10 protein-coding genes and 1 pseudogene are annotated in these 17,294 nt (G+C 72.9%); 7 read left to right on the forward strand and 4 right to left on the reverse strand.

Translation table 11 applies throughout. From position 1 onward, the window contains the following. Positions 1 to 68: 68 nt before the first annotated feature. On the reverse strand, positions 69 to 797 hold the full coding sequence (locus OIE75_RS01815) for an SDR family oxidoreductase (protein WP_307009044.1): 729 nt from the start codon (positions 795 to 797) through the stop codon (positions 69 to 71). Between the two features lie 296 nt (positions 798 to 1,093). Here OIE75_RS01815 and OIE75_RS01820 point away from each other — a divergent pair, with 296 nt between their 5' ends. The 5 genes from OIE75_RS01820 to OIE75_RS01840 all read left to right on the forward strand — a co-directional run bounded on the left by OIE75_RS01820 (position 1,094) and on the right by OIE75_RS01840 (position 10,429). Next, entirely contained in the window at positions 1,094 to 4,231 is a 3,138-nt protein-coding gene (locus tag OIE75_RS01820; RefSeq protein WP_329473916.1) for a discoidin domain-containing protein, read from the forward strand. A 148-nt stretch (positions 4,232 to 4,379) separates the two neighbouring features. Next, entirely contained in the window at positions 4,380 to 6,377 is a 1,998-nt protein-coding gene (locus OIE75_RS01825) for a hypothetical protein (protein WP_443078268.1), read from the forward strand. Between the two features lie 30 nt (positions 6,378 to 6,407). Further along, positions 6,408 to 7,022 (forward strand): dihydrofolate reductase family protein, encoded by a 615-nt coding sequence (locus OIE75_RS01830; RefSeq protein WP_307009046.1) that lies wholly within the window; start codon positions 6,408 to 6,410, stop codon positions 7,020 to 7,022. A 334-nt stretch (positions 7,023 to 7,356) separates the two neighbouring features. Beyond that, on the forward strand, positions 7,357 to 8,562 hold the full coding sequence (locus OIE75_RS01835; protein WP_329469178.1) for an alanine--tRNA ligase-related protein: 1,206 nt from the start codon (positions 7,357 to 7,359) through the stop codon (positions 8,560 to 8,562). A 22-nt stretch (positions 8,563 to 8,584) separates the two neighbouring features. Continuing rightward, a complete protein-coding gene (locus OIE75_RS01840; protein WP_329473917.1) occupies positions 8,585 to 10,429 on the forward strand; it encodes a Na+/H+ antiporter NhaA in 1,845 nt (614 codons plus the stop codon). A 12-nt stretch (positions 10,430 to 10,441) separates the two neighbouring features. On the opposite strand, the gene OIE75_RS01845 is transcribed toward OIE75_RS01840, so the two are convergent. After that, positions 10,442 to 11,377, reverse strand: coding sequence for a MurR/RpiR family transcriptional regulator (locus OIE75_RS01845; protein WP_329469180.1), 936 nt, complete (start codon positions 11,375 to 11,377; stop codon positions 10,442 to 10,444). Positions 11,378 to 11,549: 172 nt separating this feature from the next. Between OIE75_RS01845 and OIE75_RS01850 the strand changes: the two genes are divergently transcribed. Further along, complete coding sequence (locus OIE75_RS01850; RefSeq protein ID WP_329469182.1) at positions 11,550 to 13,118, forward strand: sodium:solute symporter; 1,569 nt, start codon at positions 11,550 to 11,552, stop codon at positions 13,116 to 13,118. Between the two features lie 43 nt (positions 13,119 to 13,161). Continuing rightward, complete coding sequence (locus OIE75_RS01855; RefSeq protein ID WP_329469183.1) at positions 13,162 to 14,343, forward strand: anhydro-N-acetylmuramic acid kinase; 1,182 nt, start codon at positions 13,162 to 13,164, stop codon at positions 14,341 to 14,343. A gap of 34 nt (positions 14,344 to 14,377) precedes the next feature. Here OIE75_RS01855 and mgrA read toward each other — a convergent pair whose 3' ends face one another. Together mgrA and rox are read right to left on the reverse strand one after the other, a co-directional pair. Then, positions 14,378 to 15,424: an L-glyceraldehyde 3-phosphate reductase gene (mgrA, locus tag OIE75_RS01860; protein WP_307009054.1), complete on the reverse strand. Its 1,047-nt coding sequence runs from the start codon at positions 15,422 to 15,424 to the stop codon at positions 14,378 to 14,380. A 49-nt stretch (positions 15,425 to 15,473) separates the two neighbouring features. Further along, positions 15,474 to 16,900: pseudogene (gene rox / locus OIE75_RS01865) on the reverse strand (rifampin monooxygenase). Positions 16,901 to 17,294 lie beyond the last annotated feature (394 nt).

Here is a 17,294-nt window from a genome sequence, read left to right on the forward strand (position 1 = left end):
CGGGTCTGGGGTGCATGGGCCGCCCGGACCGCGGTGTGCGTCGCCGTGCGTGGACGTGCCGGCATCGGTCAGACCTGTTCGAAGTGGAACGCCTTGATGAAGCAGTCGCGGGGCTGGGCGACGGCGAAGAGGATGCACTCGACGAGTGACTGCGCGGTGAGGGCGTCCTTGGCCTCGCGCGGTGTGGTCTCCCACTCCTCGGAGAGCGGGTCGGGGTTGTCGAAGTCGGGCGGGTAGAGGGACATCACCCGGACCCCCTGGGGCCGCAGGCGCTTGGAGAGGATCTCGGCGAACCCCGCCTGGGCGCTCTTGGCCGCGTAGAAGGCGTCGTGCGCGTCCGAGCGGTGATGACCGGCCGTTCCGCAGGCGGAGACCATGGTCACCACGTCCGGCCTGTCCGAACTGAGGAGGAGGGGGAGGAAGTTCTTCACGGTCAGGACGGTGCCGGTGGCGCCGGATGCGATGGTGTCGACGACGTCGGCGTCGGAGGCGGATTGGAGGTCTGGTCCTTCGAGGTAGCGGGAGCCGTTGTTGATCAGCACGTCGACGCGATCAGTGTGCCGGGCGACGCCCGCAGCGAAGTCGCGAATCGAGGTCGGGTCCGTCAGGTCGCAGATGAAGGCGTGGACCTGCTGGTGCCCTCGGCCGCGAATCTCGTCGCGGACACGTTCAGCGGCGGCGAGAGTGCGCGCGGAGAGGAAGACCTCGGCGCCGAGGTCCGCGAGACGGATGGCCAGAGTACGTCCGAAATCGCGTCCGGCGGCGGTAATGACCACGTGCTGACCGTCGAGTCTCATGCCGGTGCTCCTGGTTCGCAGGTCGGAGGGTGTGCTGAAGATCGGTGGCTGACCTCCGCAGCGTAGGCGGCCCGGTCCCAGCGCCGGCTCGCTGCCAGGTGGAAGACCCCCTGGCCACGGAGTCGGGGATTCAGCACGGCTTGGGGGAATTCACGGGATGTCGCACACCTCTCCCACCCGGACGCTCCCGGGCCCTCCGCCGGGACGGATGAACGCACGACCATTGACACGCCTCTCCGGGCCGTTCAAGGATGACCTTCGTTGACAACGTTGTCGCCTGGTGAAGAAGGACCATGATGGGCCCCGTATCCCTCCCTGTCGGCCGCAGGCTCCTGCTCCAACTGCTCGGCGCGGGCGGCGCCGCGGCCGCGCTCCAGCCGGCGCTGAGCGCGTCCCCGGCCGCCGCCTCCGGCTCGGCCGCGGCCCGGTCCGTCGATCCGCCCGACGAGGTCGCCGCCACGTACCACCGCGTCCTGCTGAGGCACACCCGCTGGTCCGAGACGCAGTGGGACGAGGCCAAGGGGACCTACACGGACGAGTACTTCGGCTTCGCCGTCGTCCTCGGACACGCCGTGCTGCTGACGCACGGGACCTTCGACGAGCGCGAGGCCGGCGTCGACCGGGAGACCCTCAGGCGCCGGACGCTGGCGACCCTGCGCCACTTCGCCTCCTCCAACCGGCTCACCGGCGGTACCGAGTGGGGCCGCACCCTGTTCTTCGACACCACGTTCCAGTCGTACTTCATCCTCGCCGCGCGCCTCCTCTGGGACGAGCTGGACGCGGGCACCCGCGCCGCGGTCGACACCATCACCCGCGAACAGGCGGCGTACACCCACTCCCTGGGCACCGGGGACGACCCGGCCTCCGGGGACTGGACGCCCAACGGCCTCGAGGGCGGCCACATCGGTGACACGAAGCTGGAGGAGATGGGGCTGTACGCGCAGACCCTCGCCCCGGCGCTGGCCTGGGCACCGGACGACCGGCGCCGGGCCGACTGGGCCACCGACTACGGAACCTGGTCGCGCAACGAGGGCGGGCTGCCCGCCGCCGACCTGGCCAACCCGGCGCGCGTGGACGGCGTCCCGGTCTCGCGGAACACCGCGCACAACACGTACGACACCTTCATCGTGGAGAACCACGGCTCGTTCGGGCCGCACTACCAGGCGGAGATGTGGCGCACCTCGGGCCGCAACGCCGCGCACTTCCTCGCGGCGGGCGAGCCGCTGCCCGAGGTCCTGACCAGGCAGCCCAACGCGGAACCGCTGTGGCGCACGCTCTTGGGTGTCATGTCGGACGCGGGCGAGCCGCTGATGCCCATGGTGAACGACCGGGAGCACCTGTACGGCAGGGACGTGATCCCGCTGGCCTTCCTCTCCCGGGTGGCCGGGGACCGGGCGGCGGCCCGCGCGGAGGCGGACCTGGCCGAGCGGCTGGAGGCGTACCAGAAGTACCCGCCGGAGTACCGGCTCGCGAAGTTCTCGGGCGAGCCCAAGTACGAACCGGAGGCACGCGCGGAACTCGCGATCAGCTACCTGCTGCACGTGTGGCCGACCGCCGGCCGCGAGGTGCGCCCGATGTCGCGCGAGGAGCTGTTCGCGCACGCGGCGGGCGTCACCGACTTCGGGACCGGACCGGGGCTGGTCTCCCACCAGTCCCCCGCCGCCTGGGCAGGCGTGGTGACGAAGCCCGGGTTCGTCAAGTTCGGCTGGCAGCCCGGGCACGACGACTGGCTGTTCCGGCTCAGCGGCGGCACACCGATGTTCCTGCCCTCGACGGCCGCGAAGGTCACCGGCAGGCAGGTGCGGGTGCACACCGCTCTGCGCGACGGGTTCGACGGCAGCGCCACGGTGCTGCGGCTGGGCGAGGGCTTCGCGGGGTACACGACACTCCCTTCGGGCGCTGTCGTCTACGCCTCCGACGGGGCGGGAGCGGGCGGTTCGCGGCTGGAGGTGCACAACCTCACGATGCCCGGTGTGGCCGGCCTGGACGGCAGCCGCACCTACCGGTTCGCGGAGGGCTCGGCCACGGTCCGCGCGCAGGACGCCTCGCCCACGGCCAAGGGACGCGTGGACGAACTGGCCTTCCCGGCCGCGACGGTGCGCCACGTCAGGATGCTGGGCGTGCGGCCCGACCCGGCGTACGGGTACTCGCTGTACGCCGTCGAGGTCCGCGCCGGGGACGGCACCGACGACCTCGCGCGCGGCAGGGCCGCGACGGCCTCCTCGCAGTCGGCCGGCATGACCGCCGACCTGGCGGCGGACGGCGACGCCGGCACCCGCTGGGCGGTCTCCCGCGAGGACAGGAAGCGCGCGGACAGCTGGTGGGCGGTGGACCTGGGCGCCGCCCGTGCGGTCGACCGGGTCACCCTGCGCTGGGAGGCGGCCGCCGGACGCTCCTACCTGATACAGGGCTCGTCCGACGGTGAGCGGTGGACGGACCTGGCCACCGGACCGGCCCCGGCGCTGCGCAGCGAGGGCGGCTGGCTCGACATCGACGGCCGCGCCGGACTGGTCGTCCGTGGCGGCGACGGCGAGCACACGGTGGCCGTGTACGGCGACACGATCGTGCCGGCCGAAGGGGCGCGGGACGCTCTCGTGATCGAGGGGCACTGCGGTGCGTCCCCGGCCCAGTTGCGCGCGCTGGCGGGCCGGCCGGCCCCCGTCGCCGAGGACGCCCGGGTCCGCGCGGCCCTCGTGGACGATCACCTGAGCCTGTTCAACCTCTCGGCGGACGCGGTCGACACCGGGATCGAGGTGCCGCAGGAGGGGCGTCACCGGCACGTGTACGAGGGCGAGCAGACGGTGACCCGTCAGGGCCTCGGCTACACGGCGCGCCTGGACCCGGCGTCCGCGCTGCTGCTCCCGCCCCGGTTCACCCTCGTGCCGCTGTCGGGCCGGAGCCTGCCGCCGGGGCTGCGGGTCAGGGTGAGTGACGGGGCGACCCTGCACCTGTCGGGCCCCCGCTGCCGGGTGCGGATCGAGGCCCAGGGGCGCAGCACCGTCACGAACGTGCACAACGGGCACGAGGTCCGTGTCACGCTGCGCGGCGCGCGGCCCTTCCCGCACGACGACCACGCCCTGGGCCGGCACACCTTCCCGACCAATCCGCTGCCGCCGGGGATGTCCAGCCCGGGTGCCGCCGTGGACGGTGCCCCCGACACGGTGTGGCGGCCGGGCCGGGACGGCCGGATGGTGGTCGACCTCGGCGCGAGCACCGAGGTCCGCCGGGTGGAGGCGGAGTGGACGACCGGCTCGGCCCCGGCGGCCCGCCTGGAGTTCAGCACCGACGGCGTGCGGTACCGGCGGGTGGGGACGCTGACCGGTCACGGGCGGGTGCGCGCGGTCGCGTACCGGGGCTCGGCGCGCTACGTGGCGGTGACGGTGGACGGCACGCCCCGCGCGCACGAAGGGCTGGTGCGGCTCTCCGTGAACTGAGGAGGACCGGGTGACGGGATGACGCCCAGGAACGCCGTGCCGGCCCCCTTCGGGTGAAGCCGGGCCACGACCGTCGTGTGACCATCACGCGATTCACTCGTTTGAGAGATCAGCAACAGCAGATCCTCGGTCGTGGAGTGCACCGCCTATGCCCGTCAGTCGGTTCCGTGAGAGAAGTCGCCCGGTCCAGGGGCGTGTTCAGAGAGCCGAGTCCGTGCTGGTCGAGCAGTACGGCGGCCTGGTACGCCTGGCGTACCTGGTGCTGCCGGCCTCGCTGGGCAGGCACCGCAGGGTCCTCGGGGCCCACTCCCTCGCCCAGCGGGCACTGCCCCGGACCGGCGGCGGAGCACGGCCGACGCCCGGTGTGCCTGCTCCGCGCGGCGGTGGGGAGCCGGTCGCGGCCCTCATCGGCAACGACCTGCGCGTCGCGGTCCTGCGCGCCGCGCTCAAGGACGCGCGACGCGCAGGCAGTTGGGCGGGCCGGGCGACGGCGGTGTGGCCGCCGCGCCGACTGCCCATCGTGCTGGGGCTGCGGCTGTTCCCCCGGTCGGGCAACGCCGACGACATGGCCCTGGGCCAGGTGCTGTCCGGCGCGGAACCGGACACCCGGGGCGCGTTCGTCCTGCGGCACGTGGACGGGCTGTCCGAGCCGGAGGTCCTGGAGGTGCTGCGGGCCGCCGGCGTCGAGGACCCGGCCGGGGCCCTGCGCGCCGCGGACCGGCTCGACCTCGGCAACGGTGCCGCGGCGGCGAGTGTGCTGTCGGCCGCGGGCCCCAGCGAGTTCGACGCGTGCACCGTGCGGGCGCAGCCCACGGACCTGCTGCGCCGCAGGCGGCGGACGCGGCTGGCAGGCGCGGTGGTGCTCGCCGCACTCGTCACCGCGACGGCGCTCGTCGCCACCGGCCAGGACACCGAGGGCTCCGACGTGGCGGGGTCCGACGTCGCACGGTCCGCCTACGCGCCCACCGCACAGGACCTGCGCCGCACGGACCCCGCGCTGTGGGCGGACACCTCACGGGTGGACTTCACCGCCTGGCCGGCCCGCGGCGACCGGACCGGCGACACGGCGCTGCTCACCCGGGCCCTGGAGACCTGGTCGAGCCCCTCACGCGGGAACACGGACGTCTCCTTCGCTCCGGGCACACCTGTGGACCCTCCGCCCGGCTCCCCGCAACTGCTCTACGCGGGCGACGTGGACGCCCGCACGGTCGTCCTCCTCCACGACGGCCGACGGCTGGCCCGGTACAGGGAGCCGGACGCCTCCGGCGGTGAGCCCGCCGCCCTCTCCGTGGCGCGGGCCGACGACGCGGACGTCACCACCGCCGCAGCGGTCGCCGTGACGGAACGCGACGGAGCGGCCCGGTACCTGCTGGCCCCGTGGATCGCCGAGGCCGGCACCCGTGACCTGCTGCGCCCCGACGACGCCGCACGCGACCTCGACGTCTCGGCGGACGGTGTCACCGAGCCCGTGCCGGCGACACCGGCGGGCGGGTCCTGCGAGCGGCGCACGGTGCTGCAACTGCGGTCGTCCTCCCGCATCGTCGAGGATCACTCGTTCCTCCTGGCCGACCGGGGCGGTCTCTCCCCCGTGCACCTCACCTACACGCCGCTGCCCGGTGCCGGCGCTCCCCCGGCCCGCCGGCCCAGGGAGGCCACCGGGAGCGCCGCCCTGGTGGCCTGGTCCCGGCTGGCGTGCGGCCTGGACGGCCTATCCGGCGAGGGCGAGCCGGTCCGCGCCGTCAACCTCTGGGACTTCGCCGACCAGCGACTCCCCCAGGACGCCGGCCGTGCCGTGTGGTCCTGCGCCCGCGCCGTCACCTGGCGCGGCACCGACGAGGTCTCCGTGGACCTGCGCACCGGCGACGCCGCGCAGCCGGTGGTACGGGCCCGGGGAACGGCGGCGTGCAGCCGGTTCGGCCAGCACGTGGTGGCCGACACCCGCTGGCGTTCCCCCGACGGCGACTGGTACGTCCTCGCCGCCGGCAGCCGCGCCGTGACGGGTCTGCGCGTGACGGGTGAGGTCACGGCCGAGAGCGACGACCGCACCCTGGCGGTCCGGGCGCCCCGGGAGGCGGAGGCCGAGGTCACGGGCCTGCTGCGGACCGGCGAGGACCTGGCCGCCCTGACCGGCGACGGCGACCGATGAGTTCTGCCGACGGCACGGGTCCACCCTGACATGGCGCACATCATCGCGGACATCTCGGTCTCCCTCGACGGCTTCGTCACCGGACCCGACCCCGGCCCGGAGAACGGGCTGGGCACCGGCGGCGAGGCACTGCACACCTGGGCGTTCTCCGACGACCCCGACGACCGCCGGGTCCTGCGCGAGGCCACCGCCCGGTCGGGTGCGGTCGTCCTCGGCCGCCACCTCTTCGACGTGGTCGACGGACCGGGCGGCTGGGACGACACGACCGGCTACGGCGCGGGCGAGGTCGGCAAACCGGCCTTCGTCGTCGTGACCGGCACACGACCGGATTCGGTGCGCCTCACCGGCCTCGACTGGACCTTCGCCACGACCGGCCTGGCCGACGCGGTGGCCACCGCGCGCGAGCGTGCCGACGCGGCCTCGGCGGCCGCCGGCCGGGACCTCGACGTCGTCCTCATGGGCGGCGGCTCCCTGATCGGTTCGGCGCTCGACGCGGGACTGGTCGACTCGCTGACACTCCACCTGGCACCCGTCGTGCTGGGCACCGGGACGCCGCTGTTCCCCGGCCGGGCACCACGCTCGCTGGTACAGCGGAGCGTGACACCGACGTCGACCGCGACCCACCTGACCTACGACGTGCTCTGACGCCGACCGACACCGTCTGCGGCCGTCCTGCGGATCTCGGCCACCCGCGGATCTCGGCCGTCCCCCGGATCTCGGCGGTCCCGCGGATATTCGCGTGCACCGAGCGGTGGCGGGCGCTACCGTCGTCCGCATGAACGTCATCGGCCGAAGCATCTTCGCGACCGCGCGAGCGACCAGCTCGCCGGCCGCCGCCGCCTGACCTTCTCCCTTTCCCACCGGCGACCGGAAACGGCCCGTCGGTGGTCTCGTGGCGTTCCGGCCCCTCGCCTCGCCGCCCCGCTCGCACGGACCCGTTCTCCGGTGCCTCCCGCCACGCAGCGAAGGAGTCACCCCCATGGACACCGAGCAGATCGTCCGCACGTTCGTCGAGTACTACGAGGAACACGGTCACCGCCGGATCACCGGCTCGACCCTGCTGCCCCCGCCCGGCGACACCGTGCTGTTCACCAGCTCCGGCATGCATCCGCTCACCCCGTACCTGGAGGGCCGTCCGCACCCGCTGGGCCGGCGGCTGGTCAGCGTCCAGCGCTGTCTGCGCACCACGGACCTGGAGGAGGTCGGCGACAGCACCCATCTCACCGTCTTCGAGATGCTCGGCACCTGGTCCCTGGGTGACTACGAGAGCTCGCAGAGCCTCGACTGGGCCCACCGGCTGCTCACCGAGGGCCTGGGGATCGATCCGGGACTGCTGCACGCCACGGTGTACGGCGGCGGGGACCAGGTGGGACCGGACACCGACTCGCTCCGGCTCTGGCAGGAGCGGGGTGTGCCGGTGGAGCTGACGGTGGAGGACAACTGGTGGTCCAACGGTCCGGTCGGCCCGTGCGGACCCGATTCGGAGATCTTCCTGTGGACCGGTGACACCCCGCCCCGGTCCACACCCACCCGCGACGACCGCTGGGTCGAGGTGTGGAACCACGTGATGATGCGTCACCGCCGCCTGGACGACGGCAGCCTGGTGCCGCTCCCGCAGCGCAACATCGACACCGGCCTCGGCCTGGAGCGCCTCTCCTCGCTGCTCCAGGGCAGGTCGTCGGTGTTCGAGTGCGACGTCTTCGACCCGTGGCGGCGGCTGGTGCCGTCCCTGTGGCCGCTGGACGAACCGTCGCTGCGGCTGGTCGTCGACCACCTGCGCTCGGCCGTCGTCATCATCGGTGACGGGGTCCGCCCGGCCAACACCGGCCGCGGGTACGTGCTGCGCCGCCTCGTACGACGCGTCCTCACCGTGCTGTGGCGGGACGACCCGTCGCGCGCCCTCGGCGACCTGCCGCAGGAGCTGGTCTCCCACACCCTGGGCCGCTTCCGGCAGGAGGGGGACCCCGAGACCGTACGGCGACTGCTGCTGGAGGAGGAACGCCGGTTCCGCGGGCTCCTGGAGCGCGGCCGGAGCGTGCTCTCCCGGCCCCGTTTCCGCGGCCCGCTGGGAGAGGACGACTTCCATTACCTCCACGACACCCACGGACTCCCTCGCGACCTGGTGACGAGCCTGCGCGAGGAACGGGTCCCGGGCGGCCATAATCGCCCGCGTGAGCGAGACTGAGTCCCACGAGACAGCGCAGGAGATGTCCACCAGGGGCGGTACCCGCTGGCGCACCTTCGTGCAGACGGAGACCGGCAGCGCGGTCCTGCTCCTGGTGGCCGTCGTCGCGGCGCTGCTCTGGGCCAACATCGACATCCACTCCTACGAGGCCGTGTGGCAGGCCCACTTCATGGTCGGCTTCGACACCCGTCACCTGTCGCTGACGGTCCACGAGTGGATCAACGCGGGGCTGATGAGCCTGTTCTTCTTCGTGGTCGGGCTGGAGGCGCGGCGCGAGTTCGACATGGGGGAACTGCGGGACCGGCGGTGGGTGGTGCTCAGCGCGGTGGCCGGCCTCGGCAGCATGGTGGTTCCCGCCGTGATCTACGTCGCGATCAACGCGGGGCACGACTCGGTGCACGGCTGGGGCACGGCCATGTCGACCGACACCGCGTTCGCGCTGGGCATCCTGGCCGTCCTGCGCCATCGGCTGCCGGCCTCGCTGCGGGCGCTCATGCTGTCCATCTCGGTCGTCGACGACGTGGTGGCGCTGCTCGTCATCGCCGTCTTCTACAGCGACGAGATTCACCTTCCGGCGCTCCTCGTCGCCCTGGGCGCGCTGCTGGCCGTCGTCGTCGTGCTGCGGCTGGCGGACGCCGGCCGCGGTCTGCTCTGCGCCCTCCTGGCCGTGGTGGTGTGGGTGGCGCTGCACGAGGCCGGGGTCGATCCGGTCGTGACGGGTCTGGCGGTGGGGGCCCTGGTCATCGCCTACCCGGCGCCGCGTGGGGATCTGGAGCGGGCGAGCCGTCTCTTCCGGCTGTTCCGGGAGCAGCCGACGCCCGAGCTGCAGCGTTCGGCGGCGCGGGGCCTGGCCTCGGCGATCTCGCCGAACGAGCGGCTGGAACAGCGGTTCCTGCCCTGGGTGAGCTTCGGCATCGTGCCGTTGTTCGCCCTGGCCAACGCGGGGATCGAGCTGAGCGGCGCGCGACTGGCCGACGCGTTCACCTCGCCCGTCACTCTGGGCATCGTGTGCGGCTGCGTGGTGGGGAAGATCGTCGGGGTGGTGGGTTCCATGGCGGGCGCGCAGCTGCTGTCGGGGCGGCGGCTGCGGCCCAACGTGGGCTGGGGCTCGGTCACCGCCGCCGGATCGATCGCGGGGGCGGCCTTCACCGTCTCGCTGCTGATCGCCGCGCTCGCCTTCGAGGGGGAGGAGCTGAATCAGGCGCGCATCGGCATCATCGCCACACTGATCGGCTCGTTCGCGGTCAGCTGGGCGGTCTCCGGGGTGATCGGCCTGCTGCCCGCGGCCCGGCGGACAAGGGCCCTGCTCGGCACGTCCGAGCCGCTGACGGATCTCGGGGTGGCGGTCGACGAGCGCCACGACCATGTGCGCGGTCCCGCGGACGCCGCCGTGACCCTGGTGGAGTACGGCGACTTCGAGTGCCCGTACTGCGGCCAGGCCGAGGGCGTGGTGCGCGACCTGCTGGGCAGCGAGACCGACGTCCGCTACGTCTGGCGCCATCTGCCGCTGACCGACGTGCATCCGAACGCCCAGGCGGCGGCCGAGGCGTCGGAGGCGGCCGCGCGGCAGGGCAGGTTCTGGGACATGCACGACCTGCTGATGGACCGCCAGGACGAGCTGGGCGAGCGGGATCTGCTGCGGCACGCGCGCGAAGTGGGCCTGGACATGGAGGTGTTCCGCGAGGACCTGGCGCGGCGCCGGGGCGCCCGGCGGGTCGCCGAGGACGTGGACTCGGCGGACCTGAGCGGTGTGTCGGGCACGCCGACCTTCTTCGTCAACGGCCGGCGCCACCGCGGTGCCTTCGACATCGACGCACTGAAGCGGGCGGTCGAGCAGGCCCGGAGGCGGGCCCTGGCCGGCGGATGAGGTGACGTCCGGTCAGGTGCCGCGGCGGGCCGGGCGGCGGCGGCGCTGGACGGCGCCGTAGGTCTTCTCCAGTGCGGCGGTCGACGCGTCGTAGGAGCGCTGGGCCACGCCGACGAAGAGGCAGTCGACGACGGCGAGCTGGGCGATGCGGCTGACGGTCGCGCCGGAGCGGAACGGGGTCTCCCGGGCGCAGGTGGTCAGTACGAGGTCGGCGCCGGTGGCGAGCGTGGAGCCGGGGTCGTTGGTCAGGGCGATGGTGGTGGCTCCGCGTTCGGCGGCGGCCTGGAGGGGTTCGGTGGTGTCCTCGGTCTCGCCGGAGTGGGAGACGGCCAGCGCCACGTCGCCGGGCCCCAGGAGCGCCGCCGCGGTGAGTGCGGCGTGCCGGTCGCTCCAGATGAAGGCCATGCGGCCTATGCGGTGCAGCTTCTGATGCAGGTCCTGGCCGACGAACGCGCTGGCTCCGACGCCGAAGATGTCGACCCTGCGGGCCCCCGCCACCGCGTCGACCGCCCGGCCCAGCGCCTCGATGTCGAGTCCGGCGCCGGAGTCCTCCAGGGCCCGGACCTCGTTGTAGATGATCTTGCCGACTATGCGGTCCAGCGTGTCCGTCGGGCTGATGTCGGTGCCGCCGCGCTCCGGACGCTCACCACCCAGGGCGTGTTCGCGTGCGGCGGCGGCGGCCAGCGCGAGGCGCAGCTGGGGGTAGTTGCCCGTGCCGATCGTGCGGCAGAACCTCATCACGGTGGCGGCCGACGTGTCCGCCCGCTCCCCCAGCGCGTTGATGGACAGTTCGGCGACCTGTCCCGGGGCGGCCAGGACGGCGTCGGCCACCCGGCGTTCGGAGGGGGCCAGGGAGGGCCGGGCGGCACGGACTCGCGTGAGGATGTCGGCGAGCGGGGCGTCCTGCGCGGACTGCTCCGGCGCGCCGGACGAGGACTGGCGGACCATGGCCCCTCCTGAGTGTGGTGGACACAGGCTAGTGGGGCCACCCGGGTTGGTCAAAAATTTACGTGCGGTCCGACTGGCCGTTACTTATTGACATCCGGAGTGCGGCATTCCCATACTCGGACGGCCCTCTCCCCACGCCGGCGACCCCACCGGCCAGTGTCTAGGAGCAAGCGTGCGCCAGCTCGACCTCGTGGTGATCGTGGTCTATCTGATCGGGATCGCCTGGATCGGCCTGCGGAAGGCCGGCAAGCAGAAGTCGGCGAAGGACTACTTCGTCGGTGAAGGCCACATGCCGTGGTGGACGGTGTCCTTCTCCGTCGTCGCCACCGAGACCAGCGTCCTGACCGTGATCAGCGTTCCCGGCGGTGCCTACAGCGGTCAGGGCTTCGGCAACGTCGAACTCGCCCTGGGCTACGTCATCGGACGCGTCGTCGTCGCCACCGTACTGATCCCCCTCTACAAGCGCGGCGGGTTCGTCAGCGCCTACCAGTACCTGGGCGACCGGTTCGGGCTGAAGCTGCAGGGGCTCGCCTCGGTGACGTTCGTCTTCACCCGGCTCCTGGCCGAGGGTGTCCGGCTGTTCGCGTCGGCCATCCCGATCAAGCTGCTGCTCGACGAGTTCGGTGTACACGCGAGCTACCGCGTGATCATCATCGTGCTCACGCTGATCACCGTGGTGTACACCTACCTGGGCGGCATCAAGGCGGTCATCTGGACCGACGCCATCCAGATGGGCCTCTACCTCGGCGGCGCGATCCTCGCCGTCGCGGTGCTGTCCGCCCACGTCGGCGGTGAGGGCTACGCCCGCGCCTGGGACGCCGGGCGGTTCACGCTCTTCGACACCGACCTCAACCTGGCGCACGTCCTCACCAGCCCGTTCGCCCTGCCCACCGCCATCATCGGCGGCGCCATCTTCGCCATGGCCAGCCACGGCTCGGACCAGCTCATCGTGCAGCGGGTGCTGGCCACCCGGACGCTGCGCGAGGGCCAGAAGGCCATGATCGCCTCGGGTGTCTTCGTCGTCGTCCAGTTCGCCGCGTTCTCGCTCGTCGGCGCGCTGCTGTGGTCCTACAACCAGGGCCGGCCGTTCTCCGAGCTGGGCCTGTCCAGCTCGGACAACCTCTACCCCGAGTTCATCCTGAACGGGCTGCCCGTCGTCGTCTCCGGGCTGCTGGTGGCCGGCATCCTGGGCGCCGCGATGGGCTCGCTGTCCTCGGCGCTCAACTCCATGTCGAACTCGACGGTCGCCGACATCATCCACAGCTTCTTCCGCAGCACCCCGTCCGAGGAGTCACTGCTGCGGCTCGCCCGCTGGATGACGCTGGTGTGGGCGACCCTGATGGCCGTCTTCGCGTGCGCGTTCAGCGCGAGCACCGGCAACGTCTACCTGACCGGGCTGACCATCGCCGGCTACACCTACGGCGCGCTGCTCGGCGCGTTCCTGCTCGGGCGGCTGGTCACCCGCGCCAACGAGGTGGACTCCGTCGTGGCCTTCCTGGTCACCATCGGGGTGATGACGTACATCGTGCGGGTGGTCAAGATCGACGTCACGACGGGCGGGACGACGGTGTCCCAGGCCATCGCGGCCCAGTGGCTGGTGCCCATCGGGGTGGTGATCACCCTGGTCGTCGGCGGCGTCCTGAGCCTCTTCCACCGGGCGCCGGCCGCCGGCGGGGGCGCCCTGGAGGGCGCCGAGCCGGGTACCGGCCCCGACCGGCTCACCACGGCCGGCCGGAAGTGAGCGGGCCGCCCTCCGGCCCGGACCCCTTCGCACAGGAGACGTCTTGCGTGTGATCGGCCTGATGTCAGGCACCTCCTACGACGCGGTCGAGGCGGCCGCCGCGGACCTCGTCCTCCAGGACGACGTCCTGGTGATGCGGCCCCTCGGGCATCTCTCGGCCCCCTACCCCGACGAACTGCGCGAGCTGATCGCGGGGTTCCTGCCGCCGTCGGACACGACCGCCCGCACCGCCGCCGTGCTCGACACCGGCATCGGCCGCGCCTTCGCCGACGTGGCCGTCCGCGCCCTGCGCGAACTGTGCGACGGGACCGCGGACCTGGTGGTCTCGCACGGGCAGACCGTCTACCACTGGGTCGAGGACGGCGCCGTCCGCGGCAGCCTGCAACTCGGCCAGCCCGCCTGGATCGCCGAGGCCACCGGTCTGCCCGTCGTCTCCGACCTGCGCGGCAGGGACGTCGCGGCCGGCGGACAGGGCGCCCCGTTGGTGGTCATGACCGACACCCTCGCCCTGGCCGCGCTGCCCGGCACCCCGGCCGCGCTCAACCTGGGCGGCATCGCCAACCTCACCGTCGTCGCCCCCGGCGCCGAACCGCTGGCCTTCGACACCGGGCCCGCCAACGCGCTGATGGACGCCGCCGTACGGCACTTCACCGGAGGCGCCCTCGGGTACGACGAGGACGGGCGGCGGGCCGGCGCGGGGCGGGTCGACGCGGCGCTGCTGCGGGTGCTGCTGGACGAGCCGTACTACGCCAGGCCGGCCCCGAAGAGCACCGGCAAGGAGAGCTTCCACCTGCCCCACCTGCTCGAGGCACTGGCCTTGGCGCCGGTGCCGGAGCCGGACGACGTACTGGCGACCCTGGCCCGGCTCACCGCGGTCACCGTGGCCGACGCCTGCCGGGCGCACGGGGTCACCCGGCTCGTCGTCTCCGGCGGCGGGGCGCACAACCCGGTGCTGATGGGCATGCTCGCCGAGGAACTGCCCGGCGTGCCGCTCGGACCCAGCGACGCGCTCGGGCTGCCGTCCGACGCGAAGGAGGCCCTCGCCTTCGCGCTCCTGGGCTTCCTCACGGTGCACGGCCTGCCCGGCGCGATCCCGTCGGGAACCGGTGCGCGCCGGGCGACGCTCCTCGGCAGCATCACCCCGGGCCGGGAGCCCCTGCGCCTGCCCGAGCCCGCCACCGTGCCGCCCCGGCTGCTCCGCGTCACGGACGAACCGGTGTCGTGACCGCCGTCGACCGCCCGTGCGGGCGGGGCGGGCCTCAGCCCATCTCGCCGGTGCGGGCCTGCCGCCACAGGTCGACGCTGCCGTCGGCGACCGCGTACTTGTCGATCTCGGCGAGTTCGTCGGCGGTGAAGGCGAGGTTGTCCAGCGCGGCCACGTTCTGCTCCAGCTGATCGGTGCGCGAGGCGCCGATCACCAGCGAGGTGACGCGCGGGTCGCGCAGCGCCCAGGCGAGCGCCATCTGGGCCAGGGTCTGGTCCCGGCGGGCGGCGATGTCATTGAGCGCGCGCAGCCGCTGGAGGGTGTCCTCGTTCAGCCAGTCGGTCGCGAAGGACTTGCCCTGGGTGGCGCGGGAGCCCTCCGGGACGCCGTCGAGGTAGCGGCCGGTGAGCAGCCCCTGGGCGAGCGCGGTGAACCCGATGACGCCGAAGCCCTCGTCGCCCGCGGCGTCGAGCAGGCCCTCGGTCTCGATCCACCGGTTGAGCATGTTGTACGAGGGCTGGTGGATCAGCAGCGGGGTGCCGAGGTCGCGGAGGATCGCCGCGGCCTCACGGGAGCGTTCGGCGTCGTAGGAGGAGATCCCGACGTAGAGGGCCTTGCCCTGCCGCACCGCGGTGTCCAGCGCCGTCATGGTCTCCTCCAGCGGTGTGGAGGCGTCCAGGCGGTGGGAGTAGAAGATGTCGACGTACTCCAGGCCCGTGCGCTTCAGGGACTGGTCGAGGGAGGCGAGCACGTACTTGCGGGAGCCTCCGCCCTGGCCGTAGGGGCCGGGCCACATGTCGTATCCGGCCTTGGTGGAGATCACCATTTCGTCCCGGTACGGTGCCAGGTCCTGCCGCATGATCCGGCCGAAGTTGATCTCCGCGGATCCGTAGGGCGGGCCGTAGTTGTTGGCCAGGTCGTGGTGGGTGATGCCGAGGTCGAAGGCGCGCAGGGCGATCTCCCGCTGCGACTCGAACGGCTTGTCGTCGCCGAAGTTGTGCCAGTAGCCCAGCGACAGGACGGGCAGGTCGAGACCGGAACGACCGGTGCGGCGGTACCGCATGGTGCCGTCGTAGCGGTGGGGGTCGGCGACGTGGTTCATGGTGGCTCTCCGGTGGGGAAGCGGGGACGGGCGGCCCGGGACGGTCGGGTCAGCCGGTGGCGGCCCCGAACCACCGGGGCAACCGGCCGACCAGGTCCTGCTGGTCGTCACCGGCCCATGCCACATGGCCGTCCGGCCGCAGCAGCATCGCGGGCACCTCCAGTTTCGCACCGACGTCCACGACGTGATCGACCCGGTCCGACCAGCCCGTCACCGACAGCCGGCCCGTCCGGTCGAGGAGCAGCCCGCGGCCGGTGTGCGTCAGTTCGTACAGGCGCCCCTGCCGCAGTTCGACGTCCCGCATCCGCCGGCCGACGAGTTCGGGTCCGGCGCCGAGGTCGTAGCGGACGTTCAGCGCGGTGACCTTCTCGGTCAGGTGGCGGCTGACGTCCTCGAACCGCGTCAGTTCCGCCAGCAGGCGGCGCACTGCCTGAGGGCCGGGTTCGGTGGAGAGCAGTTCCATCTGGGCGCGGGTGTTGTCCAGCACGTCGGCGGCCACCGGGTGCCGTTCCGTGTGGTAGCTGTCCAGCAGCCCGTCCGGGGCCCAGCCGTTCACCTCGGCGGCGAGTTTCCAGCCGAGGTTGAAGGCGTCCTGGATGCCGAGGTTGAGGCCCTGCCCGCCGACCGGCGGGTGGATGTGCGCGGCGTCGCCGGCGAGCAGTACCCGTCCGGTGCGGTAGCGCTCGGCCAGCCGGGTGGCGTCGCCGAAACGGGACAGCCAGCGCGGCGCGTGCACGCCGAAGTCGGTGCCCGCGCACGCCTTGAGCTGCCGTCTGAACTCGTCCAGGGTCGGCGGGAGCGAGCGGTCTTCGGCCACGTCCGCGGCGGGCACGCCGACGCGGTAGAAGCCGTCCCCCAGCGGTCCGGCGCCGAACCGCTTCTGGGTCTCCCGGACCTCGGCCACGACGGCGGCCACCTCCTCGGGCTCCGCGCGGACGCGCATCTCGCCGATCAGCGTCTCGGTGCGGGAGGGTTCTCCTGGGAAGCCGACGCCGAGCAGTTTGCGGACGGTGCTGCGGCCGCCGTCGCAGCCCACGAGGTAGCGGGCGCGCAGCCGGGTGCCGTCGGCCAGCTCAGCGGTCACGCCCTGGTCGTCCTGGCACAGTCCGGCCAGTTCGCGGCCTCGCTCGACTTCCGCGCCGAGTTCGACGGCGTGCTCGGTCAGCAGGCGGTCGGTGACGGGCTGCGGGATGCCGAGGACGTAGGGGTGCGTGGTGTCCAGCTCGACGGGCGCGGGCTTGCCGATGCCGGCGAAGAAGCCGCCGGCCGGATACGCTTACCGTGTTCGAGGAACCGCTCCAGCAGGCCGCGCTGGTCCATCACCTCGATGCTGCGCACGTGCAACCCGAGCGAGCGCACCACTTGGGTCGGCTCGGTCTCCTTGTCCAGCACCCGTACCTGTACGCCGTGCAGGCGCAGTTCGCCGGCCAGCATCATGCCGGTCGGTCCGGCGCCGACGACGAGCACGTCGATCATGAGTCCCCCATGGTGAGAAAGCGTCCGATCGGCCCTGCTGCCTCATGTGGGCAGCGGCCGAGGGCGCCGATTCTGCGCCACGGAGGGGCCCTTGCCGCAAGGCCCCGCATGAGCTATAGCTTGACAGTGGCAGGCAGGAGGCGAGTGGTCCTCCTGCCTTTTCCGTTGCCTCTCGTCAGGGCCGCCTCGGTCCTGAGGTACGGCACCCATGGGGAGCCCGGGCGTTGAGCCGGGCGGTGTGTCAGGTGCTGATGATGGTGAGCGACTGCCCGAACCGGCCAGGCCCCCCCCGCGGTCCCCCGTCACGCCGACACCGACCCGGGTCTCCCCGCCGAACCCGGCACCCGGCACCCGGCACCCGGCACCCGGCACGCTGGACCCGTACGCCCCGACC

This window comes from Streptomyces sp. NBC_01723, from assembly GCF_036246005.1.
In the GTDB taxonomy this organism is placed as follows: Bacteria; Actinomycetota; Actinomycetes; order Streptomycetales; family Streptomycetaceae; genus Streptomyces.

Bases quoted from the DNA above. Each gene is read 5' to 3' on its own strand.
- OIE75_RS01815 (WP_307009044.1), bottom strand. From the start codon at position 797: ATGAGACTCGACGGTCAGCACGTGGTCATTACCGCCGCCGGACGCGAT.
- OIE75_RS01820 (WP_329473916.1), top strand. From the start codon at position 1,094: ATGGGCCCCGTATCCCTCCCTGTCGGCCGCAGGCTCCTGCTCCAACTG.
- OIE75_RS01825 (WP_443078268.1), top strand. From the start codon at position 4,380: ATGCCCGTCAGTCGGTTCCGTGAGAGAAGTCGCCCGGTCCAGGGGCGT.
- OIE75_RS01830 (WP_307009046.1), top strand. From the start codon at position 6,408: ATGGCGCACATCATCGCGGACATCTCGGTCTCCCTCGACGGCTTCGTC.
- OIE75_RS01835 (WP_329469178.1), top strand. From the start codon at position 7,357: ATGGACACCGAGCAGATCGTCCGCACGTTCGTCGAGTACTACGAGGAA.
- OIE75_RS01840 (WP_329473917.1), top strand. From the start codon at position 8,585: ATGTCCACCAGGGGCGGTACCCGCTGGCGCACCTTCGTGCAGACGGAG.
- OIE75_RS01845 (WP_329469180.1), bottom strand. From the start codon at position 11,377: ATGGTCCGCCAGTCCTCGTCCGGCGCGCCGGAGCAGTCCGCGCAGGAC.
- mgrA (WP_307009054.1), bottom strand. From the start codon at position 15,424: ATGAACCACGTCGCCGACCCCCACCGCTACGACGGCACCATGCGGTAC.